Raw genomic sequence first — 25,657 nt, forward strand, 5'->3', positions numbered from 1 at the left:
CTCACCGCAAGGACTCCACAGTTGTCCTTTCGAAAAGGACACCGAGACGGATTGTCAACGAGGGAAACGCACGGGCCATTATTAGAATTTAGTTACAATAACATTTTGTCGGTAATTTTTCCGGATTTTTTGGGAATACGCCATCTGTAAAGACATTTTTTACAATGTTTTTCGCCACTTTACCGCATTTCAGTACGACGCGGCAAACCTTTTTCGCGGCGTTTCCGTTTATTGGAGTTCGTCGGCGTAAAAAGGTTCCAGTCGCTGACGCAACGTGAGATTTTCCGGAACATCCCGCTCTTCGGCAAGTTGCTGGAACTTCTCTTGCGCCGCGATCGGATTCTCCGCGGCGATCGTTTTGACGTAGCTTCCGTCCGGCTGCATCACATGCGCTTTCTGGTTATCGTCCAGCTGAATTTGCAAGAGCTCGCGCAAACGACGGCGATGCGTTTCCGATTCGATCGGCACCATCAGTTCCACACGGTCATTCAGGTTACGCGGCATCCAGTCAGCGGAGCTGATATAGACTTCCGGTCGACCGCCGTTGGCAAACCAAAAGACGCGGCTGTGTTCAAGGAAGCGTCCGACCAAGCTTCGCACGCGAATATTTTCACTGACCCCTTTGATGCCCGGCTTCAATACGCAAATACCGCGCACGATGCAATCGATCTGCACGCCGGCCCGAGAGGCTTCATACAATTTCAAAATGATTTCACGATCCAAAAGCGAATTCATCTTCACGATCATCCGCGCCGGTTCGCCTTTTTTGGCAAACGCGATCTCGCGCTCAATGAGCTCGAGGGAACGCCGGCGTAAATCCATCGGCGCCACGATAAATTTATGCCATTGCGGCGGATCGGAATAGCCGGACAGGAGGTTGAAGAAATTGCCGGCATCGATGCCAAAAAGGTCGCTCGCCGTAAAAATGCCGCAGTCGGTATACAGTTTCGCGGTTTTACCGTTATAGTTGCCCGTTCCGACATGCACGTAACGACGAATCCCGTCCGGTTCGCGACGAATGACGAGCGTGCATTTCGAGTGCGTTTTCACGCCTTTCAAGCCGTAAATAACATGCGCGCCGGCCTGCTCCAGGCGACGCCCCATCAAAATATTATTTTCTTCATCAAAGCGCGCTTTGACTTCCATCAGCACCGTCACCTGCTTGCCGTTTTCGGCGGCCGTCGCCAGAGCATGCACGATTTTGGAGTCCGAACTTACGCGATACAGCGTCTGCTTAATCGCGAGCACGTGCGGATCTTTCGCCGCGTCGCTGACAAACTGCTCCACGGTCGCAAAGGACTCGTACGGCACGTGAATAAAAAGATCATGATTGCGAATTTTAGCGAACAGATCTTCGCCTTTGGTCGTGAGCACCGAGTACGAGCGGCGCGGGCGCACCGGCACGTAGCGCAGGTGGTCGAACCCGGCGATGCCGGCCAGCGAAAAGAACTGCGTGACATCAAGCTTGCCGTTGATATCATAAATATCTTCTTCCGTAAGCGACAACTCATCGCGCAAAAATTCGCGCAACGGCGTCGCTTTACCCGCTTCAAATTCCATCCGTACGGCGGCGCCGCGACGGCGGCGTTTTAACGATTTTTCCACTTCATCGAGAAGGTCTTCCGCGCCTTCCTCGTCGATATCGAGGTCGGCATCGCGCGTGATGCGGAAAACGCGGGCATCCATAATGGTATGTCCCTGGAAAAACGCGTCCGCGCGTTTGCGCAGCACGTCCTCCAGCCAGACGAATTCACGCCCGCTCGCCGTTTGGTATTCGCCCGGAATTTCAATCAGTCGGGGCAAGACGCTCGGCACCGGCAAAATCGCTGTGCGGACATCGTCCGGACTGCCGTTCGGATGCAGCATGACCGCCAAATTCAGACTGCGACTCATCAAAAACGGGAATGGATGACTCGCGTCAACGGCCAGCGGCGTGACCACCGGATAAATCGTGCGGTCAAAATATTCATTCAGCCAGTAGGACTGGTCGGGAGTCAGCTCCTCCGGCGTGTACAGGCGCAATCCCTCTTCATAGAGCCCCGCCAGCACATCATGCAAATACCGATACTGACGCGCCACATGCTGTTTGCACTTGCGCGAAATCGCCGTCAGCTGTTCCGCGGGCGTCATATTGGCGTTGTCGCGCCGATCAATGCCGCCGGCTCGCTGATGCATGAGTCCCGCCACGCGAATCATGAAGAATTCATCCAAATTGGAACCCGTGATCGCGATGAATTTCAATTTTTCGAGCAGTGGATTGTTCGGATCCACCGCCTCTTCCAAAACGCGTTCATTGAAACTTAACCAGCTCAGTTCCCGATTCAAAAAATAACGGTGGTCCAACTCGGGCGTCTCTTGTGTCCGTGCAGAATCAGTCATTGCGGTCTCCTTTCCAGTGTCGCATCCAGCCCGAAAACATCCGTAAATAATTTGGTTTCTTCGGCAAATGTCCATTCTTCCAAAAGGGTGTTCGTATTGGCTTTCGCATCATAATAAATCACCAAACTACCGCGGCGCAAAAAGGCTTCGACGTTATAGAGCTTACGCTGTTCGCCCTTATCCAGCGCGTCCGCCAGCCGCAGTACGGCGACGAGTTTCAAAATCACCATCTTGACCCCTTCGGGCAAGCGCCGGAACGGTTCATCTTCATCGCTCGGACGGCCTTTGTAATTGTAGTACGCAACGACCGCGACCAGTTCTTTTTCCAAATCCGTCAGACCGAATAAGTCCGTGCCCATGATGATGTGGTACGTATGCACGCTGTTTTGGCGCAAGTTCACAAAGCGCCCGATCTGATGCAGGAATACCGCCATTCGCAAGAGGTACGTATCCCGTTCATCCAAGCCGTGCACCGGACGCAGCGCTCGCATCAAAATGACGACATACTCCGCGACCGTTTCCAAATGCATGATGTTGCCGCCGTAGCGCGCCGCCATCGTCTTGGCGAGCTCGAGATGCTGCTCGCGCAAAAAGGTAAGCGCCGGCTCGTCGGTCGTGCGCGCGCCGTAGTAAAGCATCGCGCCGTAAAGAAACGTCGTCGACATCATCAACAAACGTTGCGGCTGCACATGCGTAAAGATCTGCGCGTAAAGGTGCAGCGTCGGCAATAATTTTTCCGCTTCATCGGCGGTGAAACCGTACGCGTGCTCGAGAGTCGTCGCCGTACGAGTCTTTGCGCTCTGAAACACGCGGAAAAAACGTTCCGGCGAAACGATGCGCATCGCTTGCTGCGTAGTAAAGCCCATCATCCGAGCGACCAGTCGCGATTCACGGCCGGACAAAACGACATTATCGATCTCGTATTGCCCCAGCATCGGCCAAATCGGTTCCAAAATGCGCTCGAGAAATTCATTTAACACTTTCGGGAAATCATAACTGTCCCGCTGCGCGCGGCGGAACGATTCCAACACGCGCAACGTGCCGATATGAACGTTCTGCTGGTATTTCAAGGTGTCTTTTTGCCAGATCGTCAGTCCCACCGCGCTGGAGGTAATATCCACATACAGTGTCGTCCCCGCGGCGGCATCGGCATTATGCGTCAATGCATAATGCAACGCGTAATGCTTATAAAAAATTTCCTGCGGCATATCGAGAATTTCGACGGAAAGTCCCGTATGCACGCGGATCAAATCCAAAATCATGCGGCTGTTTTTCGCTTCCCGTAAAACCGCCGTCGCATATACCACGACTTCTTCGACTTCGTAATCCGCCAGAATCCGTCGAAAACCGTTAATCATCCGAACCATTTGCCGGATCGAAGTGAAGGACAACTCGCCTTGCGTGAAAACTTCTTCCCCGAAGCCCGCCGCGCGTCTCGCTTCCTGTACGATCGTGACGTCGTCCGGACCGCCGTAATCGACGATCAAAAGTGACAGCCCTACCGAGCCGATATGAACGACGCCGTACATTCGTTTTTGTTTGCCGATCATGCCCTATTCCTCTCTTTTCTGTGGTACTTTTATTATAGCCCATTTCGCCGGGAAAAGCGGGCACGCCTCCTTGCCTTAACGAAGTTTTTACATAATAAAACGGCGCTGTTTTCTTTTGCATGCGCCTTTAAAATTCGCTACAATAAAAGCAAGAGAACGGGAAGGGACTGAGTATTTTGTTATGGGATGAAGATTACCGCGCCGAGCAGGTCGGCCTGATCGACCTGGGTTCGAACTCCGCGCGCATGGTTGTGATGGCGATCGAGCCGAATGACGCGTACCGGCTTGTCTATCAGGATAAGCAGCTGGTCCGCTTGAGTGAAGGAATGCAGGCCGCGGGCCGTCTCACCGAAGCGGCCATGGCAAGAACCCTTGCCGCGATGCAAAACTTTTCGCATACCGCCGAACTGCTCGGCGTCGAGAAGATGTTGGCCGTTGCCACCGCGGCCATGCGCAGCGCGGATAACGGCATTTTATTTCGCGATGAAATCGAATCCAAAACCGATATTCCGCTCACGATCATCAACGGTCGCGAAGAAGCGCGTCTCGGCTATTTAGGCGTCATCAACACATTGCCATACGAAGATTTCGTGCTCTTTGACCTGGGCGGCGCCAGCACCGAAGTATCCTTGGTGCGCAATCGACGCTTAAAAGAGACGATGAGCCTGCCGCTCGGTTCGCTCACGCTGACGGAAAAATTCGGCACGCAGGACGAAGTCAGCGCCAAAACGCTCAAAGCGATGGGCAGCTATATTAAGAAAATATTGCGCCGTCTGCCCGGCATCGAAAATACGAAACTGCCTCTGATCGGTATTGGCGGCACGGTGCGTAATTTGGCAAAAATCCATCAACGTCTGATCTCCTATCCCATTCCCAAACTTCACCACTATACGATGGCGCCGGACGCCATTTACGACATGACGGAAATGCTCGCGAGCCGCAACTTCAAAGAACGCACGCAGATCTCGGGGCTCGGCCGCGATCGCGCGGACATCATCACCGCCGGCGCGTTTTTGATTCAAACCTTACTGCAATTCACGGGCGCAGAACAACTCATTATCAGCGGCAACGGCTTGCGCGAAGGATTGTTCTTCAACTATTACGCCATGACGCGTCGCCAGGGGCAGCACTTTCCCGAAAGCCTGCTGCGGCAAAGCGTGGAAAACTTCCGCAATACGCTCCCGCTCGGGAACGAAGAGCAAATGCAGTACATCACGAAAATGGCATTGAAACTGTATGACGGCCTGCAACCCCTGCACGCTTTCCCCGCCCGCTATCGGGAATGGCTGGAAACGACCTGCCGTTTACACGATGTCGGCATGATGATCAACTACTACAGCCACGCGCAGCACAGCGCTTACATCATCGCGAACTCGCCGGTGTACGGACTCACGCATCGCGAGCAGGCGACTTGCGCGCTCATCGCCGCGTTTCAAGACGGCATCTCCAATAAATTGCGCCGCTTCGCCCAGTTCGCGAAACTGCTGACCGAAGAGGATCTGACCGTCGTCAAGCAACTTTCCACCCTGCTCGCGATCGTCAAAGCCTTTGACGCGACCTACGATGAAAGCGTCACATCGCTCGCCGTCTCGCAGCCGGACGAAACGCACGCGGTGCTGCATCTTACCGCCCGCTCTGTCAGCGATATTCCGCTGATCAACGCGAACATCGCGCCCCATATTAAAGAATGCAATGAAGAGTATCCCTTTACCCTCAGCGTCGAATGGGATAACGCCGACAAAACGCCGGAGCCATACGATACATCCGCGTAAATCAAAGCAATAAAAAAAGAGACCGTACGGTCTCTTTTTTATTTAGATCGCCGTCCAACCGCCGTCAATGCAAAGCAGCTGGCCGGTAGTGAAGCTCGAAGCATCGGAGGCGAAATAAATCACCGCGCCGTCCAGTTCACCCGGTCGACCGCCGCGTCCCATCGGCGAATACGTCGCGAGAACATCTTGAAACGCTTGCGTTTGAAATGCTTTTTCCGTCATATGCGTGTCAAAATAACCCGGTCCGATCGCATTGACCGTGATACCGTGTTTCGCCCATTCCACCGCCAACGCTTTGGTCAGCATTTTCACGCCGCCTTTGGCCGCGCTGTATGCGGAAAGATAAGCGGGTTTCATCGCTACTTCCGAATGGATTGAGCCGAGGTTGATAATTTTACCGTATTCCTGCTTCAACATCTGTTTGCCCACCGCGCGCGCCACATAGTATACGCCGTCCAGATTCGTGCCGAGCACTTTGCGCCAATCCTCCGTCGACTGCTCCGCCGCCGGCACACTCGCTCCGACGCCTGCGTTATTCACCAAAATATCGATGCGCTGATATTGTGCGACAACCTCTGCCACCGCCTGCTCGATGCTTTCCGGCGACATGACGTCCATCACCACATAGGACGCTTCCGCGCCGAGTTCTTTCAGCGCCCGCACCGTCTCCTGCAGTTTTTCTTTCCGCCGCGCGGCGACCACCACCGTCGCCCCTTGGCGAGCCAGTGCCTTAGCCAATTGAATGCCAAGGCCGGATGAACCGCCCGTAACGAGCGCAATTTTACCGCTTAGGTCAAAATAATTTTTCATCTCGCACCTCCGAGTACTGTGTTCTGTATTTATACTACCATATTTCCCTTATCCACATGGATTCAATCCGTTGCCGGTCGGATTCCGTCTTTACGTCATGGCCAAACGTAGTCAGCGCGGTAGGCATTTCACCGCCCGTTGCATACAGTTTCCGCGCTCGACGGGTACCGTCTTTACGATTCTTTGCACGCTCTCTCCTTTCGCGCAACAAAAAACCGCCTCAGCGTTTCGCTTTAGCGGCTTTTAATACATCAGAGATAAACAATACGCCACCGATGACGTGCAATCGTTTTCCAGTATGTACTCATTTATTTTCCCTTTTTTAGGAGCTTCACGTCTTCTTCATAGCCATCTCTTGTAACTTCGTTTCCCTCGCGCTCGAAGTATGCTTCCACCTCTTCATCGCTCAAGTTCTCCCAATAATATCTAAATTTGTCTACAACTATTGTTCTGTATTCTTCATAACTTACACTCCGGCACCTCCTCGGCTCGCTTTAGCGGCTTTTAATACATTAAGGATAAACAATACGACACCGATGCGGGGCAACCATTTTCCAGTATGCGCTCAGTGATTCTTCCCTCTTTTAATTTCTCCACATCTTCCTCATAACGATCTTTCGTGATTTCGTTTCCCTCTCGCTCGAAGTACGCTTCCACCTCTTCATCGCTCAAGTCCTCCCAATAATATCTGAATCGCTTTACAACTATTGCTCTGTACTCTTCATAGCTAATCACTCCGGCACCTCCTCGTTTCTATATTTCATCGTCAAGTCGTATACTTTAGCGGTCTTTATTTCATTCTATGTTTTGCCAACAACTTCTCCCGTCGCCCGATTGATTCAGCCGTTCGCGCGCTCTTTATATATTAAATTATACCTTTTTTAATGCTTTTTCAAGACGCTCATATCGCAAGCATGATGCTTCGCATTACGCGCTCCCGCCAACCGTCGTTGAAACGGTTTTTCCCTAGTATCATTTAAGTTAAAACCTCTCTATCCGTATGAGTAGAAAGCGAAATAAAAAAACAGATGCGCAACCGTCGGGCATTATTAATTACCTAAACAGTTTCCCAATGATTGCAAAATCTGAGCCACAAAAAAAGAGACGACCTTGTCGTCTCTTTTTATTTTGCTTTGCTTTATGCTTCGGCTGCCGCTTCTGCCGCTTGGTCAGCGCTTTCTTCGGCGTTTTCCGCAGGCGTTTGCGGTTTGTCTTCCGCAAGGCTGATGTTGCGATAGCGGGACATGCCCGTACCGGCCGGAATCAGTTTGCCGATGATGACGTTTTCTTTCAGACCGAGCAACGGATCGATTTTACCTTTGATCGCAGCTTCCGTGAGAACGCGTGTGGTTTCCTGGAAGGATGCGGCGGAAAGGAACGAATCGGTCGCAAGGGCGGCTTTGGTAATACCCAAGAGGATATGTTTGCCGCTGGCTTCCTTCTTTCCTTCGGAACGTAAGCGTTTGTTCTCAAGTTCCAGCAGGTTGGCTTCGACGGTATCGCCCGGCAGCATATCGGTATCGCCGGCGTCATCCAATTTAATTTTATGGAGCATTTGACGCACGATGACTTCGATGTGCTTGTCGTTAATTTCAACACCTTGCGATTTGTATACTTTTTGTACTTCGTAGACGAGGTAACGCTGGGTCGCCTGGACGCCGAGTACATGCAGAATGTCGTGCGGGTTGATCGAGCCTTCGGTCAGGCGGTCGCCTTTGGCGATGGTGTCGCCGTCTTCGACCACGATTTTCAGGCCGTACGGAATGGTTTTGGACCATTCTTCACCGCCGTCGGTAATGTGGATTTTTTGGATTTGTTTATTTTCTTCCAGCGTTTCGATCTGCACGGTTCCGCCGATTTCCGCGATAATCGCGTAGCGTTTCGGTTTACGCGCTTCGAAAAGTTCTTCAACACGCGGCAGACCTTGCGTGATATCTTCGTTCGACGCGACGCCGCCGGTGTGGAACGTACGCATCGTCAACTGCGTACCCGGTTCACCGATAGACTGCGCCGCGATGATGCCGACGGCTTCACCGACTTCGACCATGCGACCGGTTCCGAGGTTGCGGCCGTAGCACTTGCGGCAGACGCCGTGACGGCACTGGCAGGTGAGAACCGAACGAATTTTGACCGTGTCGTAGTGTTTTTCGATTTCGGCTGCGGTTTCCTCATCAATGAGCTCATTTTTCGCGATGATAAGCTCGTTGGTTTCTTTGTTGTAAAGATCTTCCGCGGTGATGCGGCCGGCGAGACGGTCGCGCAACGGTTCAATGACGCCGTCGCCTTCGACGATGGCTTCGACTTCAATACCGTCGATTTCATCCAAATGAACGACGACACGACGGGCGTCGCTGGCGAGGATTTTTTCAATCATCGCTTCGGTGAGTTTCTGTCCTTTTTGATAAAGAACTTCACCGGCAACGGTTTCCACATCTTCGACAAGTTCCTTGCCGAGCATGCGATCCACCATGTGTTTGCGCAATTTGTTGCGCAGGTTGTCTTCGGGCTGCCCCAAAGTGACCACGGTGTTTTCACTGGAGACGTGTTCGTGTTCTTCCGTGTTGGCGTACGAGCCGTGCAAAACGATTTGCGGAACCAGATGCTCGCCGATGACCTGCAAATCTTTGGCGGTAAGTTTCGTACCTTCCGCAACGAGCGCTTCACCCGTTTCCGGATCAACTACCGCGGTTTCAAGAACGCGTCCGAGCAATTTATCCTGCATGGCGGCGATCGCTTCTTTGGCCGTAGCCGCGAGACGACCGCGCTCACGAACGAGATCAACGGAAACAATGTCGCAGTCTTCTTCACGCACGATAACATCCTGCGCGACGTCGACGAGACGACGGGTCAGGTAGCCGGAGTCCGCTGTACGGAGCGCCGTATCGGCCAAACCTTTACGCGCGCCGTGAGACGATGTGAAGTAGTCCAAAACGGTCAAGCCTTCACGGAAGTTCGACTTGATCGGCAAGTCGATGATGCGACCGGACGGGTCGGCCATCAGGCCGCGCATGCCGGCGAGCTGACGGATCTGCTGTTCGTTACCGCGGGCGCCGGATTGCGCCATCATGGTCAAGGGGTTGAATTTATCAAAGCCCTGCATCATTTCGCGCGTAACTTCGCCGGTCGCGTCGTTCCAAATATCAATCGTTTTGCGATAGCGTTCATCGTCGGTGATCAAACCGCGTTTGAAGAGGCTGTTCACTTTTTCGACCTGCTGATCGGCTTTGGCAAGAATCGTTTCTTTCGTCTCCGGCACTTTGATGTCGGCGATGGCAATCGTCATGCCGGCTTTTCTTGCGTAGTGGAAGCCGAGCGTCTTCACGCGGTCGAGCAGATCCGCGGTATGCGCCATGCCGAAATGACGGAAACAATTGTTAATCAGGCGAGCGAGCTCTTTCTTGTCCATGAGCACGCCGAGCATCGTCTGACCGGATTCATTTTCACGGTAGTAACGCAATTCTTCCGGCAGCGCCATGTTGAAAATCAGGCGACCGGCCGTGGTCAAGACACGACCGCGTTCCGGAATACGTACAAAGATATAATGCTGCAAGTCGATGAAGTGCTGGTCATACGCCATGACGACTTCATCGTAGTCGGCAAATGTGGGGATCGAGATCGCGTTTTTCCGTGCCTCTTCGTCCATCAGGCTGTATTCCGTCGCCGGCACGAGCATCCGTAGCGCGCCTTTCTCATCTCTGTATTCTTCCGAACGGTCAATGGTCAGATAGTACGCGCCGAGAACCATATCCTGCGACGGTACCGCGACCGGTTTACCGTCTTTCGTCGACAAAATATTGTTGACGGAAAGCATCAGCGTACGCGCTTCGGCCTGCGCTTCGACCGAAAGCGGCAAGTGGCAGGCCATCTGGTCGCCGTCGAAGTCGGCGTTGTACGCCGCGCAAACGAGCGGGTGCAATTTGATGGCGCGACCTTCCCAAAGAATCGGTTCGAACGCCTGGATACCCAAGCGGTGCAAGGTCGGCGCGCGGTTCAACAGAACCGGATGTTTGTGGATGACGTCTTCGAGGACATCCCACACTTCCGGCGCGATTTTTTCGACTTTTTTCTTGGCGTTTTTAATGTTGTTCGCCAAACCGCGGGCAACGAGTTCTTTCATGACAAACGGTTTGAAGAGTTCAAGCGCCATTTCTTTCGGCAGACCGCATTGGTGCATTTTGAGTTCCGGTCCGACAACGATAACGGAACGGCCGGAGTAGTCAACGCGCTTACCCAACAAGTTCTGACGGAAACGGCCCTGTTTACCTTTCAAGAGATCGGAAAGGGATTTCAGCGCGCGGTTGCCCGGTCCGGTGACCGCGCGGCCGCGACGGCCGTTATCAATGAGCGCGTCGACCGCTTCCTGCAACATGCGTTTTTCGTTGCGCACGATAATTTCCGGCGCATGCAGTTCCAACAAACGTTTCAAACGGTTGTTACGGTTGATGACACGGCGATAGAGATCGTTCAAATCGCTGGTCGCGAACCGACCGCCGTCGAGCTGCACCATCGGGCGCAGTTCCGGCGGAATGACCGGCACGCAGTTCATAATCATCCATTCCGGACGGTTGCCGGATTTACGGAACGCTTCGACGACTTCTAGGCGACGGATCGCGCGCAAACGGCGTTGGCCGCTCGCTTCCTGCATTTCCGCGCGCAGTTCTTTGCGCAATTCTTCCAGGTCGATTTCCGCCAGCAAGGTTTGGATCGCTTCCGCGCCCATCTTGGCGACAAACGAGTTGTAACCGTAGGTTTCGACCGCTTCCCGATATTCCGCTTCGTTCAGCAGTTCTTTTTTCTTAAGTCCCGTGTCTTTCGGATCCAACACGATGTAGGACACGAAGTACAGGACACGTTCCAACGAACGCGGCGAGACGTCAAGGATGAGTCCCATCCGGCTCGGAATTCCTTTGAAGTACCAAATGTGCGACACCGGGGTGGCCAATTCGATATGCCCCATGCGTTCGCGACGTACTTTGGCGCGGGTGACTTCGACCCCGCATTTATCACAGACGACGCCTTTATTGCGGATCCGTTTATACTTTCCGCAATGGCATTCCCAGTCCTTGGTCGGACCGAAAATCCGTTCACAAAAGAGACCGTCTTTTTCCGGCTTCAGCGTCCGATAGTTAATCGTTTCCGGTTTGGTAACCTCACCATGCGACCAGGCACGAATTTTTTCGGGCGAAGCCAGTCCGATTTGCATCGAATCAAATTCGTTCACATCTAACAAATCTACCGCTCCCTTCACTATTCAGCGTCGTTACTATCAGTATCGGTGAAGAACGGTTCCGCGGCGGCGATATTTGCGGTATCGGCCTGCTGCGCCGTTTCTTCCACACTCATTTCATTTTCTTCCGGCGCGTTGTCCGCGTCTTCCGTCTCCGCGGAAACTCGACTTTGCCCGCCGGCATCCGCTTCCATGACTTCACGCAGTTCATTTTCTTCCGCCTGCGGCAAGTCCTCTTCTTCGAGTTCACGGATGACGACTTCTTCGCCGTTTTCATTCAAAATACGAACATCCAAGCCGATCGACTGGAGCTCTTTCAAGAGTACCTTGAACGATTCCGGAACGCCCGGTTCGGGGATATTTTCCCCTTTGACGATTTTTTCGTACGCTTTCACACGGCCGATCACGTCATCGGATTTCACCGTCAAGATTTCTTGCAAGGTGTACGCCGCGCCGTACGCTTCGAGCGCCCAGACTTCCATTTCACCGAAACGCTGGCCGCCGAACTGCGCTTTACCGCCCAACGGTTGTTGGGTGACGAGCGAGTACGGACCGGTCGAACGGGCGTGAATCTTGTCATCGACCAAGTGGTGCAACTTCAACATGTATTTGTAACCAACGGTAACGCGGTTGTCCATCTTTTCACCGGTGCGACCGTCGAACAGTTCGGTCTTGCCGTCTTCCGGCAAGTTGGCGAGTTTCAACGTGCTAAATACGTCGACTTCCGACGCGCCGTCAAAGACCGGTGTCGCGATATGAATACCGGCGACATCCGGTTCGGGCATGCCGTATTTATCGACATCGTAACCGTATTCTTTCAAGCGACGCGGCAGATCCGGATCGTTGTTGCGAATTTCCATACCCAACGCCTGAGCCGCGCGTCCCAAGTGGGTTTCTAAAACCTGACCGATGTTCATACGGCTCGGTACGCCGAGCGGGTTCAACACGATCTGAATCGGCGTGCCGTCCGGCATGAACGGCATATCTTCCTGGCGCATGACGCGGGAGACAACGCCCTTGTTACCATGGCGGCCCGCCATCTTATCGCCTTCGTGAATCTTACGTTTCTGCGCGATGTAGACGCGAACGAGTTTATTGACGCCCGGCTGCAGTTCATCGCCGTTTTCACGGGTGAACACGCGAACATCGACGATCTTTCCGGATTCGCCGTGCGGCACGCGCAAGCTGGTGTCGCGGACTTCGCGTTCTTTGTCGCCGAAAATGGCGCGCAGCAAACGTTCTTCCGGCGTCTGTTCGGTTTCGCCTTTCGGTGTGACTTTACCGACCAGGACATCCCCCGGGCGCACTTCCGCGCCGATCGAAATAATGCCTTCTTCATCCAAATATTTCAACGAATCTTCGCTGACATTCGGGAGCTGGCGGGTAATTTCTTCCGCGCCGAGCTTCGTGTCGCGCGCATCGCATTCGTATTCTTCAATATGGATCGACGTGTAAATGTCTTCCTTGCACAATTCTTCCGAGAGAAGAATCGCGTCTTCGTAGTTGTAGCCTTCCCACGGCATAAACGCGACCAGCACGTTGTAACCGAGCGCGAGTTCGCCGCCGTCGGTCGCCATGCCGTCCGCCAGCGCATCGCCCGCGTCCACCCGATCGCCCTTATAAACGAGCGGGATCTGGTTGATGCAGGTGCTCTGGTTGGAACGCATGAATTTGATCAGATCGTAACGATCCAATTTACCGTCATCGGTTTTGACGATGATTTCTTTTCCGGTGACGCGTTCCACCGTGCCCGCGCGTTTCGCGAGAACGCACACGCCGGAGTCGCGGGCGGCGGTGTATTCCATGCCCGTACCGACGAGCGGCGCCTGCGTACGCAAAAGCGGTACCGCCTGACGTTGCATGTTCGCGCCCATCAAAGCGCGGTTCGCATCGTCGTTTTCAAGGAACGGGATCAAGGCCGTACCGACCGAAACGACCTGTTTCGGCGAGACGTCCATCAAATCCACGCGTTGCGGCGCGACTTCAATAACATCGGACTGCAAACGGCTTGCGACATGCGCATGCTCAAAGTGGTTATTTTCATCGAGCGGCTCGTTCGCCTGCGCCACGACGAGGTTTTCCTCGGCATCGGCGGTGACGTAACGTACTTCGCTCGTGACGGTGACATCATCGCCGTCATGTTTCACCACGCGATACGGCGTTTCAATCAAACCGTATTTATTGACTTTCGCAAAGTTCGCTAAGGACGAAATCAAGCCGATGTTCGGACCTTCCGGCGTTTCAATCGGACACATGCGGCCGTAGTGCGAATGGTGCACGTCGCGAACTTCAAAGCCCGCGCGTTCTCGCGAAAGTCCACCCGGTCCCAATGCGGAAAGACGACGTTTGTGCGTCAGTTCCGCCAGCGGGTTCGTCTGGTCCATGAACTGCGACAATTGGCTCGAACCGAAAAATTCTTTCAGCGCCGCTGTGACCGGACGAATATTGATCAGCATCTGCGGCGTCAGGTTGTCGATATCCTGCGTCGCCATACGTTCTTTGACGACACGTTCCATGCGGGTCAAACCGATGCGGAACTGGTTCTGCAACAGTTCACCGACGCAACGCAAGCGGCGGTTCCCCAAGTGGTCGATATCATCGACATGGCCGATGCCTTCCATTAAATTCAATAAATAGGAAATATTGGCGATCATGTCCGCCGGTTCAACGGTACGCAACGTGTCCGGAAGGTTCACGTTATTGCAAACGATTTTGACTTCCTGACGGTTTTCGCCTTCCCCTTTCAGGACATAGATTTCCTGCAGACCCGGAATGCGTTTCTGCGCGAGCGTTTTTTCTACACGACGCGCCGGCAACACGCCTTCAATAATGGCCTCGATGTCATTAGCGGGCATGCATTTGAACATGCCGCTGTCTTTAATCGCTTTCAGCTCTTTCTTGCCGACTTTCGTGCCTTCTTCCAAAAGCACTTCGCCGGTATTGATATCCACGAGAGTATCCACCAGCGTCTTGCCTTCGAGCTGACGCGCCCAGTCGGAGCCGGCATCGGAAAACATTTCGGAGGCCGCGATCTGTTCCAGTTCCTTGTTGCCGATCACGGTGCCTTCGGGCAAAACGACTTTACCCGTGTGCGGGTGAACCAACGGGCGCGCTAACGTCTGACCGAACAGACGGCCCTGCCAGCCTAATTTCTTACCTAATTTATAACGTCCGATATGCGCCAAATCATAGCGGCGCGGATCGAAGAACAGATTGTTGAACATCGAAGTCGCGCTGTCGATGGACGGCGGTTCGCCCGGACGCAATTTCTTATATATTTCAATTAACGCTTCTTCCTGCGAACGCGTCGGGTCTTTTTTCAACGTCTCCGCGATGCGCGGATCGTCACCGAAAAGATCCATGATTTCATCGTTCGTTTCAAAGCCCAGCGCGCGTACGAGAACCGTCGCCGGCAACTTGCGGTTACGGTCGATGCGAACGTGCACGATATCGTTGGCGTCGCTTTCGAGTTCAATCCAGGCGCCGCGATTCGGAATCACCGTGGAGCTGAACAGCGACTTACCCATCTGATCGATCGTGCCGCTGTAATATACGCCCGGCGAACGCACCAACTGACTGACGATGACGCGTTCCGCGCCGTTGATGACGAACGTACCGGTATCGGTCATCACCGGGAAGTCGCCCATAAATACTTCCGTTTCGGCGAGCTCACCCGTTTCGGCATTTTCCAGACGAACTTTCACGCGCAGCGGCGCCGCGAACGTCGCGTCGCGTTCCTTGCATTCGGCGATATCATATTTCGGTTCACCGAATTTGTAATCATCAAAATAAAGTTTTAATTTGCCGTCTTGATTATTGCCCCGTTCATTGCTTTCAATCGGAGAAATATCTTCAAAAATTTCCCGCAGTCCTTCTTCCTGAAACCACAGGTAGGAATTTCGCTGTAAATCGAGCAAGTGCGGCATTTGCAAGACCTCATTGATCTTGGCGTAGGTGTACCGTTTCCGCGTGCCCATATTTACCGGTTTGAACATGCACTTGTCACCCTTTCTGATATTGGCGTTATCGTGTCGTCTCGGCTATTCACGTGTCGTTTTCGAAAAATGACAATAAAAGCAAGGTTCCTTTTTGAACCTTGCTTTTGCATTTTTTGTACTGCGTCTCTCCTCTATCAGTCTCCACGATCATAATGACACTACTGCAATTAGTAATTTTATCATTGATTACAGAAAATGTCAATCAAAAGACGTAATACTCCATATTCAACTTTCGTAAGTGATTGTACCGCAAATTTCAAAGCCTGGCAAGTTAATTCCATTTTTTGCATGCACATGGTGCGTCCATTCTCTGGCGGCAAGAAAAAAGCCGTCACCGAGGTGACGGCTAAAGGGGAGCATATTATTATTGACCGGCGGTCAAGGTCGCCAAATTTTCACGCTGCAATTTAATGTAGTCGTAGCCCGCTTTTTCCTGCGCGACGGTCAAGCCTTCGATCGGATTCAACACGCGTACGACGGCTCCGGTTTCCGTGGCAATGGCTTCAGCCAAACGCGGATTGACGAGCTCTTCACTGTAAATCGTGCGCACATCATGTTCACGAATGAATTCGACCAGTTGCGCCATGCGGTCCGGCGTCGGTTCGGCATCCGCGTCAACACCCATGATGCCGACTTGCGTTAAGCCGTAGCGCGCGGCCAGGTAGCCGAACGCCTCGTGTGAAACAACGAGATTTTTATTCGCGAGCGACGAGAGCGCCGCATTCATATCCTTGTCGAGCGCCGCCAATTCGTCTTGGTATTTTTTCGCATTGGCGCGGTATGCGTCGGCATGCGCCGGATCGGCTTTCGCCAACGCGTCGGCGACGGCCGCCGCTTCCTTCATGACGTTTTGCGGATCCAACCACACGTGCGGATCCACGCCGCCGTGATGGTGGTGATGATGGTGGCCTTCCGCATGATGATCTTCATCGTGATGATCTTCATCGTGATGATCTTTGTCATGGTGATCGGCATCATGATCATGATCGTGATCATCGTCATCATGGTCCTCTGCCTTCAGCAGATCCAATCCATGACTCAATTCGACGACCATCGCGTCACGCGTAATTTCCTTCTTCAAAATCTGATCGGTCGGTTCCAAACCCGCGCCGTTGTAGAAAAAGACTTTCGCCTGACCGATTTTCTTCAAATCGCTCGCGGTCGGTTCCCAATCGTGCGGCTCCGCTCCCGGCGGCACCAAAAGCGTGACATCGGCGTGATCCCCCGCCACTTTTTTCACCACATCGTACACGGGGTACACGGTCGTTACCACCTGCAGTTTTCCCTGATTTTCCTGCGGGGTCTGACCGCAACCGACAAGCGCCAGCAAGGCCGCGCACAAACTCAATACCCAAACTAACTTCTTCACGTTTCCACATCCTTTCTATTCCCCGATTATAGCGATTTAACAAGCAACGTCAATTTCACGCTGTACCGCAGAACAGTCGTTCAGATATTCCGTTGGCGGCAACGACAAGGCGCATCTCCTTTTCGCTCACTTTTCCTTAATTATATTTTTATATTTCGTTTGTAAAAAAATACGGTTTATAGCGCGTATCTTGATGTTATTTCAGTCCATTTTATTATTTTTCATATACAATTGTCTGCATAATTGTTTTATTTGTTTGACGAAGCATCGGGAAAATGCTATATTGAGGACAATTCAAAAAATTCAAGGAGGTTATGACATGAAAAAATGGTATAGTTTAGCCGGTGTCGGTGTCATGGCATGTGCTCTTGTAATCGCCGGCTGCGGCAGCGACAAACAGTCAGAAAAAGCGGCCGCTCCCGCACCGTCCGTCACGATTAAGGTGGGCGCATCCCCGGTGCCGCACGCGGAAATTCTGGGCAATGTCAAAGAGGCGCTCGCGAAAGAGGGCATCAATCTTCAAGTCGTTGAATTCACCGATTACGTACAGCCGAATCTCGCGCTGAACGATAAAGAACTCGACGCGAACTTCTACCAGCACCAGCCGTACTTGGACAATTTCAACTCCGAACACAATTTGAAATTAGTTTCCGCGGGCGCGGTCCATCTCGAACCGATGGGCGTATACTCGAGTAAGTTGAAAGACTTGAGCGGTTTGCCGGAAGGCGCGAAGGTAGCGATCCCGAACGACCCGACCAACGGCGGACGCGCATTGCTTCTGCTGAAAGCGGCCGGTTTGATCGACCTGCAGAAAAACGCGGGCATCACGGCGACAGTAGCGGACATCATCGCCAATCCGAAAGGCTTGGTCATTTCGGAACTGGAAGCCGCGCAATTACCGCGCGCTATCAATGACGTCGACATTGCCGTTATCAATACGAACTATGCGATTGACGCGGGCATGAACCCGACCTCCGACGCGCTCTATCTCGAATCTAAAGATTCCCCGTACGCCAACATCGTCGTCATTCGTGACGGCGACCAACAACGTCCGGAAATCAAAAAACTGATGAAAGCGCTGCAAAGCGAGTCCACCAAGAAGTTTATCTCGGATAAATACAAAGGTGCCATTATCTCCGCTTTCTAAGCATACAAAAAGACCTGCCGCGGCAGGTCTTTTTTATTATCCGAGTGTTCCCCAGCGCGCCAGAACCGTTCTCACGGCAGCGTCGGAAATAGCGCGCCAGGACACCGGCGCGCCGGGATTTTCTTCATGCGCGGCAAGCGTCTTTTCGTAACAGCCTACATCATACCAAATGCCGGCTTTAAAGCCCGTCTGATGCATGATCCCGTACTGTCTAAATCCGCATGCCGTATGCAAACGAATACTGGCAGGATTGGGCAATGTGATCAGACTGTACGCGTTTCGGATCCCCTGTCGCGCCAGGATCTCCAATAATGCGCCCATCAGTTTAGTGCCGATCCCCCGATGCGTCACGTTTCGGGCGAGGTAAATGGATACCTCCGCATTCCAATCGTACGCGGCCCGATCCATATGGCGATGCGCATACGCATACCCGACTATTTCACCGCCATATTCCGCAACAATGTAAGGATACATGGCGGCGATCTCTTCAATTCGCTCGGCATATGCCGCTTCGCTCGGAAGTTTTATCTCAAATGTAATGGGCGTAGCGATATAGGGGGCGTAAATCGCGCGCAAGGCCGACGTATCTTTTTCATCCACCGGACGCAGCGCCAGCGTCGCCATTATTCTTTCTCCGCCAGCGCCCGCTGCAATGCTTCGCGCACAAGTTCCCACTCCGCTCGGGCGCGCGTTCGATTCCCCGCCTGATCGGCCGCGCTCGCCGCCTGCAAATGAACCACTGCCGCCGCTAAAATCGGTGTCAACCGTTTGTCTTCGGTAAAATCCTGCGGATCAATATCGCGCAGGTGCGGCTCGGCCAGAATCCGGTCAATGTACCAAAGCGCTTTCTGCAGGTCGAGGCGGTACGTTTCGGGTGATTTTTTACCGGCGCGGCTGATATACGCCAGCGCGTCACCGGCATGGTGATCCAACCTCCACGCCTCAATGGCTTCGATCGTTTCATAACGGCCGTCTGTGTAGTAAGACGGACTTTGCACAGGATCATGCGGTTTTCGTTTCATAATTTCACCTCATTACGTTGCAAAGAAAAGTTTTCTTCATTGTACATCATTATTTATTTTATACATCTACATATGCACAAATATAAAAGCCGCTCTCATCATGATGAGAGCGGCTTTTTACGATTCATATTTCTTCTGCTCAGCCGCGCGCCGGCGCAAATTTTTCCATGTACGCGCGCGCTTTCGCGAAATCGGCTTCATTCGGATGACCGGCGCTTTCCTCCACGGAGCGGCGCATCTGTTCCGGCGTGTGGTAGGAATTCGGATTGGCGTGTTTTCGCATCGCTTCGATCAGTTTCGGATCGATCGCGCCGCGAAATGCCAGCGTGTCCAAGACGCGACAGTTGTCCGCCAACAGGTCCGCCGCTTTTTGCAGGGACGTTTGCGCATGATCGGATTTTGGATCGGCGCCGAGCGTTGCAAACAATACGACTTTCACATGTCGCAACGACGCTAAATAATCCCGCGCCTGCGCATTAGGCATTCCTTTATCCACCCAAAAACCGGCGAACACTGCGTCAAATTTCGCCGGATCGACGCCTTCCCGCATTTCCGCGAGACGACTGCCCGTTGGCGCCGCTGCATAAAACGCTTCGGCCATGCGGCGAGTGTTGCCGGTGCGGCTTGAATATACAATCAGATATTTCGGCATGCTGTTTCTCCTTCTCTTGCTGCCGCGAGTCAGTTATCCGCGCAATGATCGCCCGATACAGAACTCGCGACCGTTTCGCCAATGCTCAAAACGACATCGGATTATCCGCGGCCAAATTATTTTTCGCGTCGTTATCGCTTGATTCAAAAGTCGTCGCGTCGTACGCCAAGTAATGAAACGCCCATTGCAAAAAACGCGACATCGCTTTGTACGCATATCGGCCGGCCGCCGTGTAGACGTAGATATCGCCGCGCCGCGTGACCAGTCCGCGAGCTTCCCAGGATTGCAAAATCGGCGTGAGAAAAAGTGACATCGGCAAATTCGTTTCTTCGTCCAAACGTTGCGGTATGATCACACCGCGATCCGCCGCCGATGTCAGGCGCCGCAACGCCGCGTCTTCCGTACCAACGAGACTCCCTGCCATCGGCCGATATCCTTGCGCAACCGCCGCGCGATACATGGGCGGCACAATCGGTTTCATAAAGCGGACGCGTCCCAAGCGACCGCCGCATGCCATGCCAAAAGCCACCATGTCGTGGCCGGCAAAGACCAATGTATTGTACAGGCTGCGCTCACTTTCGCGAGTACGCCAATGTGAACAGGAAATCGGCTCGGCGACCGCTTCCAACTCTTCCGTGGCGGCGCGGAACAACTCCTGCAATTTATCTTGATCCTGCGTCCAGTTATTTCTTTTATATTGCTGCCCTAAAATCGATTTCGGCAAAATTTGCAATTTGTACAAATCCAAGCCGGCAATCCCGCACTCCATCGCATCGCGCACATCTTCACGAATGCTCGCGGCCGTCTGTCCCGGAAGCCCGTAAATCAAATCAATGACAATATCCGCTCGCCCCGCCGCGACGTATTCGCTCAGGCGGCGCTTGGCGCTTTCCCGCGTATCGCGACGGCCGATACGTTGGCGCACGTCGGTCGTGAACGCCTGCACGCCGAAACTGAAACGGTTAATCCCGCTCGTGACGGCGGCGTGATATTTTTCCATATTGAAATCATCCAGGCTCGATTCGAAAGTAATTTCCGCTGTCGGAGCTATGGTAAACGCCTTGCGCAACGCCCCCATGATCGCTTGAATCTGTTCCGGCTGCAATACGCCGGGCGTGCCGCCACCGAAGAAAATCGCCGCCACATTCGCCGTGCGAGCGAATTTTGTTTGTCCAATGTAAGCGATTTCCCGCAAGAGCAGCGCCACATATTCTTCCACCTGTCGCGCCCGGTAATGCCGCTTGGGAAACGCGCAATATGTGCATTGTAGTGTGCAAAAGGGAATATGCAGGTACAATGCGATCGGTCGCGCGGACGCAGGCCGATCCAAATAGTCTTTCAATCTCGCCTGCAAGTCTTCCGAGTTCAGCCGCATCTGACTTGGCAACGCGGGTACGTCCCGCCATACGATGTCCCAAGGCGCGCGCCGCCACTGCGCTCCCGCCGCGACAAAAAGCGGTTCGTTTTGCAACGACTCCCAGCGATCCAGCCATTGCTCTTTCGTCACCGTCATTACGGGCGCTCCTTACCGGAGGTCGCATGACCGCCGACGACATCCGCCATGTACCGAACCGATTGCGGATACGCAACGCCGGGATTGCTCGTGAAAAGTTCCTGCGGCAGCTGATACACGCGACCGTTTCGCACCGCCCGCAACGTCGCCCACGCCGGTTGATCCAAAAGCGCCTTGTCAAAAATACCGTTCAGTTCCCCGTGTCGAGCCATTGTGCGCAACAAAATCACATCGGGATCCGCCGCCGCCAAGGCCTCCAAACTGAACGGCGCCAAACGCGCGGATTCCGTTTGACTGCGGCCGGCAAATACATCCGTGAAACCGAGCCGACGCGCGACGTCGGAAGCGATACTTGTTTCATAATCCAGCGTCACCGCCTGCGATGTGCCGAATAAAATTGCTACCCGCACGGGTTCGCGCGGCGCCTTGGCGATTTCCTGCTGCATTCTCCGCGCCAGTTCCTGTTGCACTGCGGCGGCTCGTTCATTATTCCCGCTCACCGCTCCGCACAAACGAATCGCCTCGCACACATCATCATAATTTGTCAAATTCAGCAAATATACCGGAATATGATTCGCCTCCAGCACCTGCGCCAATTTACCGTGCAGTTTGCCGTATCCGATCACCAGATCCGGATTCGCCGCGACAATTGCCTCCGCATTCGGATGCGCCAAATGGCCGACTTTCGGTTTATCTTTCGCCCGCTCCGTAACGCGATCATTACCGGTTTCCGCCCAGGCGACGTAATCGCCGCCTACCGCCTCCATAATTCCCAGCATTGACGGCGACAACAATACAATCCGCTCCGGCTTTTTAGTCAACGTAACCGTTTGTCCGCGCACGTCCGTTCCTTGGAAAAACACATGCTCTTGCGTTTTTTTTGTTGCCGTATCCTGCCCGCAACCGACGAGCAACGCCGCCGCGAGAACAAACAGCAGCCAGCCTTGCCACCAATGTCTATGCACGCAATCATCCCTTCCATGGTATGTATGCCCATTAAAAATTCTCTTGCAGCGTGTCCCACCCTATGTGAAAAAAGGAGGAGAATATTCTCCTCTTTTTCTTGCACAGTTAAAACTGATATTCCAAACCGAGCGCCCACTCGCGACCATACAAGCCAAGATTTTTATCGTACTTGTCGCCAATGTTTTCGATCTTGCCCCACAAACGCAGATCCGGATTGAATTGACGGGTAACGGTCAGATTCCAAAGTTGATAACTTTTCTTTTCTGTCGCCGCCTGTTTCGGGGCCGGCTCCACTAAGTAGTTGTGTTCATATTGCAACGACAACGCCGCGGACCAACCTGTATCCTGATGGTCATCGTAGCGCAGCTGCCAAGCTTGTGAAAGTTCGGAACGACGCGGTAAATCTTTATTGGCCGTCGTATCTTTCGCATCCAGCCAGGTGGAAACCACTTGCGCGGAAAGGGTATCGTTGAAGCGATAGCCGAGAGTATTTTCGACGCCTTTAATACGGGCTTTTTTCACATTGTTAAAGCGGTAGAGTTTATGTCCGTTTTGATCCGCACCCACATTCAAGCTGTCGATCAGGTCATCCACTTTGTTGTCGAAGTAGGTCAGCGAACCGTAGCCGCGATCCCATTCGCCTTCGACTCCCAAGTCCCAGCCGGTCGATGTTTCCGGCTTGAGATTCGGATTGCCCACGACATGCACCCAGGACGGTCCCATCTTACGATCCAAATCATAGAAGAGCTGCATGAGCGACGGCGCGCGGAAACCTTTGCCGTAATTCGCTTTGATGCGGAAATTATCACGCGCGTTGTACGTCACGCCGAGTTTCGGTGAAACGTGACCGCCGAAGTATTCATTGTGATCGTAACGCAACGCCGGCACGATAAACCATTTGTCGGCGCGAATTTCATCCTGCACATACGCCGCGTACGTGGTCAAGGAGCGCTCCGACACCACTTTATCCGTACCGTTTTGGGAAACATTGTGCTGCTTCTCACCGGCGACACCTAAATTCGTGCCTTTGACGTTAGCCGAAGTATACGTCACGCCGTAAGTAAGTCGCTGATTATCGGTAAGCTGCGTGGAGTTTCTGCCCTCCAGCGTCCATTCGCGATTCGTATTGTCGTTGAAGTCGTATGCATTTTGCTTGCGTACTACAGCATCATACGCTCGTTTTTCCATTTGACTCGGTCCCGGCACCGTTTTAATGACATGAGGGTCGGTTTCGTCTTCCCAGTCAAAACGGCTCATGTACGCGCTGATTTCCCAATCGTTGGCCGCCGTAGTGCGCTGCCAACGCAAACCATACGTTTGCTGTTCCGACTTTGTGTCTTTTCCGCCCGTGATCTGCGCCATGCCGGTTAAAGGTATTCTCCCCATCATAACCCGCAGAGGTCTCAACTCGGTATGCTGCGCGTCACTGGATAATTTCTCATGATAATAATCCGCTGTAAAGGTCAACTTATTCGCATCGGCAAAATAGTAGTCAAGAGCGAGGTTATACGTCTGATCATTGCCGAAATACTCCGACCACTGTTCACCATCGATCGTGTCTCGATCGGTATGACGGAGACGCACCCCTACGGTAGCGGCCAGTTTCCCTTGCCGTCCGGTATCGTAATGAACCCACTGCGTATGGCCCGTGGATGCGTATTCACCGCCGATGGCGCCGCTTGGCGCGGTCGATTTTTTCGTGATGATATTAATCACGCCGCCCATCGCATCCGATCCGTACAGCGCGCTCGACGGTCCGCGGAGTACTTCAATTCGTTCCACTTGTTGCAAATTGATTCGCTCCATAGCACGCGCAGTGCCTAAGCCGGCGCTCGAGGACTCGTTCGCCAGTTTGCGGCCATCGACTAAAATCAACGATTTGTTCGTGTCCATGCCGCGAATCATTACATCATGACCGCCACGATCGATCTTTGTCTGCATGATATTAGTATAGTACGAAAGCGCTTCGCGAATATTCGACGCACCGCTTTGCCGGATCTTCTCGCCATCGATAACCTGCGTCGCCGCCGGCACTTCTTTCGTCGCATTTTGCGTGCGTGTAGCCGTGACAACGATATCTCCGATGTCATATACCGGTGCATCTGCCGCCATGGCAGTCATACATCCCAAACAACACGCTGCCAAAAGCGCAGCCTGTCGACGTGCCAATTTGTTCATTGTTTCCCTCCGTCAATGAATGTAAAAATATTTTTGAATCCTTTTATCATTATATACTGTTTTTCATCAAAGTAAATATGTTTCTATAACTCTAATTTTATTTTTTGTGTATATTTTTTTGTGGCATAGATCATTGTAATTAAGCGTATAAATCAATATATATATCTATTTCATTAAAGTATTTTTTCGCACAAATGTAAACTATATCATTTTTTTGAAATCCTATTTAATATCATCGAATATCATCTGAAAATTTTTGTACTATGAATTTTATCCATACTAAAATATAAAAACTTCCCGCAAAACTCTCGGAAAGTTGTTTTTTATCCGGAACCGGCAATCGGACTTGAACCTACGTGTGCATTACGAATGCGCCGCTCTAAAATGAAATAAAAACTCCCCGCAAAATCTAGGGGAGTGCTCTTTTCATCTGAAGCCGGCAATAGGACTTGAACCTACGTGTGCATTGCGTCGCGCCACTCTAAAATAAAAAGCTCTCCACAATAGAGGAGAGTTTGGTTTAATGTGGAGCCGGCAATACGACTTGATCCTACGTGTGCATTGCGTCGTGTCGTTCTAAAGTGAAATAAAAAAACTCTCCGAAATATCTCGAAGAGTTATGTTTTATCTGGAGCCGGCAATACGACTTGAACCTTCGTGTGCATTGCGTCGTGTCGCTCTAAAGTAAAATAAAAGCTCCCCACAAAAAGCAGGGAGTTTAATGTCATATGGAGCCGGCAATAGGATTTGAACCTACGACCTACGCATTACGAATGCGCCGCTCTACCAACTGAGCTATGCCGGCATCGACTTGATTAGTATAGACGATACCCGCCGCTTTTGTCAATAGATGACAAGTATTTGATCAATGGTATTTTTATTTATTGTTATACCGGTTCCTGCACGCTTTTGCGACGATACATTTTACTGTATACATAATTCATGCGCATTACAGTTGCAACCTGCGTTTGATAATGATACAATGATGGCAATTAAAAAATTGGCAACGAAAACTTAACATTTCGTACCTTGGGGTATCGAGTCGGCAATGGCGTCGGCGTGCTCAGTGAGCCG

The 25,657-nt window shown here is 52.6% G+C and carries 15 protein-coding genes and 1 tRNA gene; 2 read left to right on the forward strand and 14 right to left on the reverse strand.

Going from position 1 to position 25,657, the window contains the following annotated elements:
* Nucleotides 1–228 precede the first annotated feature (228 nt).
* Nucleotides 229–2,379 (reverse strand): polyphosphate kinase 1, encoded by a 2,151-nt coding sequence (ppk1, locus tag KIB08_RS02490; protein WP_303989170.1) that lies wholly within the window; start codon nucleotides 2,377–2,379, stop codon nucleotides 229–231.
* Nucleotides 2,376–3,929: a Ppx/GppA phosphatase family protein gene (locus KIB08_RS02495; RefSeq protein ID WP_303989173.1), complete on the reverse strand. Its 1,554-nt coding sequence runs from the start codon at nucleotides 3,927–3,929 to the stop codon at nucleotides 2,376–2,378. The genes ppk1 and KIB08_RS02495 overlap by 4 nt, the downstream gene beginning before the upstream one ends.
* Before the next feature lie 176 nt (nucleotides 3,930–4,105).
* On the opposite strand from KIB08_RS02495, the gene KIB08_RS02500 reads away from it, so the two are divergent.
* Nucleotides 4,106–5,701, forward strand: a complete 1,596-nt coding sequence (locus KIB08_RS02500) for a Ppx/GppA phosphatase family protein (RefSeq protein WP_303989176.1) — start codon at nucleotides 4,106–4,108, stop codon at nucleotides 5,699–5,701.
* Nucleotides 5,702–5,743: 42 nt separating this feature from the next.
* On the opposite strand, the gene KIB08_RS02505 is transcribed toward KIB08_RS02500, so the two are convergent.
* The 5 genes from KIB08_RS02505 to KIB08_RS02525 form a co-directional block, all read right to left on the reverse strand.
* On the reverse strand, nucleotides 5,744–6,511 hold the full coding sequence (locus KIB08_RS02505) for an SDR family oxidoreductase (protein WP_303989179.1): 768 nt from the start codon (nucleotides 6,509–6,511) through the stop codon (nucleotides 5,744–5,746).
* 504 nt (nucleotides 6,512–7,015) lie between these two features.
* Nucleotides 7,016–7,246, reverse strand: coding sequence for a hypothetical protein (locus KIB08_RS02510; protein ID WP_303989182.1), 231 nt, complete (start codon nucleotides 7,244–7,246; stop codon nucleotides 7,016–7,018).
* 403 nt (nucleotides 7,247–7,649) lie between these two features.
* Entirely contained in the window at nucleotides 7,650–11,741 is a 4,092-nt protein-coding gene (rpoC, locus tag KIB08_RS02515) for a DNA-directed RNA polymerase subunit beta' (RefSeq protein WP_303989185.1), read from the reverse strand.
* Nucleotides 11,742–11,758: 17 nt separating this feature from the next.
* Complete coding sequence (rpoB, locus tag KIB08_RS02520; RefSeq protein ID WP_303989188.1) at nucleotides 11,759–15,733, reverse strand: DNA-directed RNA polymerase subunit beta; 3,975 nt, start codon at nucleotides 15,731–15,733, stop codon at nucleotides 11,759–11,761.
* A 367-nt stretch (nucleotides 15,734–16,100) separates the two neighbouring features.
* Nucleotides 16,101–17,105 (reverse strand): metal ABC transporter solute-binding protein, Zn/Mn family, encoded by a 1,005-nt coding sequence (locus KIB08_RS02525; protein ID WP_303989191.1) that lies wholly within the window; start codon nucleotides 17,103–17,105, stop codon nucleotides 16,101–16,103.
* Nucleotides 17,106–17,424: 319 nt separating this feature from the next.
* On the opposite strand from KIB08_RS02525, the gene KIB08_RS02530 reads away from it, so the two are divergent.
* A complete protein-coding gene (locus tag KIB08_RS02530) occupies nucleotides 17,425–18,252 on the forward strand; it encodes a MetQ/NlpA family ABC transporter substrate-binding protein (protein ID WP_303989194.1) in 828 nt (275 codons plus the stop codon).
* A 36-nt stretch (nucleotides 18,253–18,288) separates the two neighbouring features.
* On the opposite strand, the gene KIB08_RS02535 is transcribed toward KIB08_RS02530, so the two are convergent.
* The 7 genes from KIB08_RS02535 to KIB08_RS02565 form a co-directional block, all read right to left on the reverse strand.
* A complete protein-coding gene (locus KIB08_RS02535; protein WP_303989196.1) occupies nucleotides 18,289–18,876 on the reverse strand; it encodes a GNAT family N-acetyltransferase in 588 nt (195 codons plus the stop codon).
* The gene (locus tag KIB08_RS02540) at nucleotides 18,876–19,274 is read right to left on the reverse strand and encodes a DUF3310 domain-containing protein (protein WP_303989199.1); all 399 of its coding nucleotides are present in this window, start codon (nucleotides 19,272–19,274) and stop codon (nucleotides 18,876–18,878) included. Before KIB08_RS02540 ends, KIB08_RS02535 begins: the two co-directional genes overlap by 1 nt.
* Nucleotides 19,275–19,413: 139 nt before the next feature.
* Complete coding sequence (locus KIB08_RS02545) at nucleotides 19,414–19,926, reverse strand: flavodoxin family protein (RefSeq protein ID WP_303989201.1); 513 nt, start codon at nucleotides 19,924–19,926, stop codon at nucleotides 19,414–19,416.
* Between the two features lie 85 nt (nucleotides 19,927–20,011).
* A complete protein-coding gene (locus KIB08_RS02550; RefSeq protein WP_303989204.1) occupies nucleotides 20,012–21,439 on the reverse strand; it encodes a radical SAM protein in 1,428 nt (475 codons plus the stop codon).
* Nucleotides 21,439–22,404 carry an ABC transporter substrate-binding protein gene (locus KIB08_RS02555; RefSeq protein WP_303989206.1) on the reverse strand — a complete coding sequence of 322 codons (966 nt, stop codon included), beginning with the start codon at nucleotides 22,402–22,404 and terminating at the stop codon, nucleotides 21,439–21,441. Before KIB08_RS02555 ends, KIB08_RS02550 begins: the two co-directional genes overlap by 1 nt.
* A 106-nt stretch (nucleotides 22,405–22,510) precedes the next feature.
* Entirely contained in the window at nucleotides 22,511–24,583 is a 2,073-nt protein-coding gene (locus tag KIB08_RS02560; protein ID WP_303989209.1) for a TonB-dependent receptor plug domain-containing protein, read from the reverse strand.
* Between the two features lie 729 nt (nucleotides 24,584–25,312).
* Nucleotides 25,313–25,388 (reverse strand) — tRNA-Thr (locus KIB08_RS02565).
* Nucleotides 25,389–25,657: the final 269 nt, after the last annotated feature.

It is taken from the genome of Negativicoccus succinicivorans (genome assembly GCF_018372215.1).
Lineage (GTDB): Bacteria > Bacillota > Negativicutes > Veillonellales > Negativicoccaceae > Negativicoccus.

Bases quoted from the DNA above. Each gene is read 5' to 3' on its own strand.
- KIB08_RS02545 (WP_303989201.1), bottom strand. From the start codon at position 19,926: ATGCCGAAATATCTGATTGTATATTCAAGCCGCACCGGCAACACTCGC.
- KIB08_RS02535 (WP_303989196.1), bottom strand. From the start codon at position 18,876: ATGGCGACGCTGGCGCTGCGTCCGGTGGATGAAAAAGATACGTCGGCC.
- KIB08_RS02540 (WP_303989199.1), bottom strand. From the start codon at position 19,274: ATGAAACGAAAACCGCATGATCCTGTGCAAAGTCCGTCTTACTACACA.
- KIB08_RS02560 (WP_303989209.1), bottom strand. From the start codon at position 24,583: ATGAACAAATTGGCACGTCGACAGGCTGCGCTTTTGGCAGCGTGTTGT.
- rpoB (WP_303989188.1), bottom strand. From the start codon at position 15,733: ATGTTCAAACCGGTAAATATGGGCACGCGGAAACGGTACACCTACGCC.
- KIB08_RS02495 (WP_303989173.1), bottom strand. From the start codon at position 3,929: ATGATCGGCAAACAAAAACGAATGTACGGCGTCGTTCATATCGGCTCG.
- ppk1 (WP_303989170.1), bottom strand. From the start codon at position 2,379: ATGACTGATTCTGCACGGACACAAGAGACGCCCGAGTTGGACCACCGT.
- KIB08_RS02550 (WP_303989204.1), bottom strand. From the start codon at position 21,439: ATGACGGTGACGAAAGAGCAATGGCTGGATCGCTGGGAGTCGTTGCAA.
- KIB08_RS02530 (WP_303989194.1), top strand. From the start codon at position 17,425: ATGAAAAAATGGTATAGTTTAGCCGGTGTCGGTGTCATGGCATGTGCT.
- KIB08_RS02505 (WP_303989179.1), bottom strand. From the start codon at position 6,511: ATGAAAAATTATTTTGACCTAAGCGGTAAAATTGCGCTCGTTACGGGC.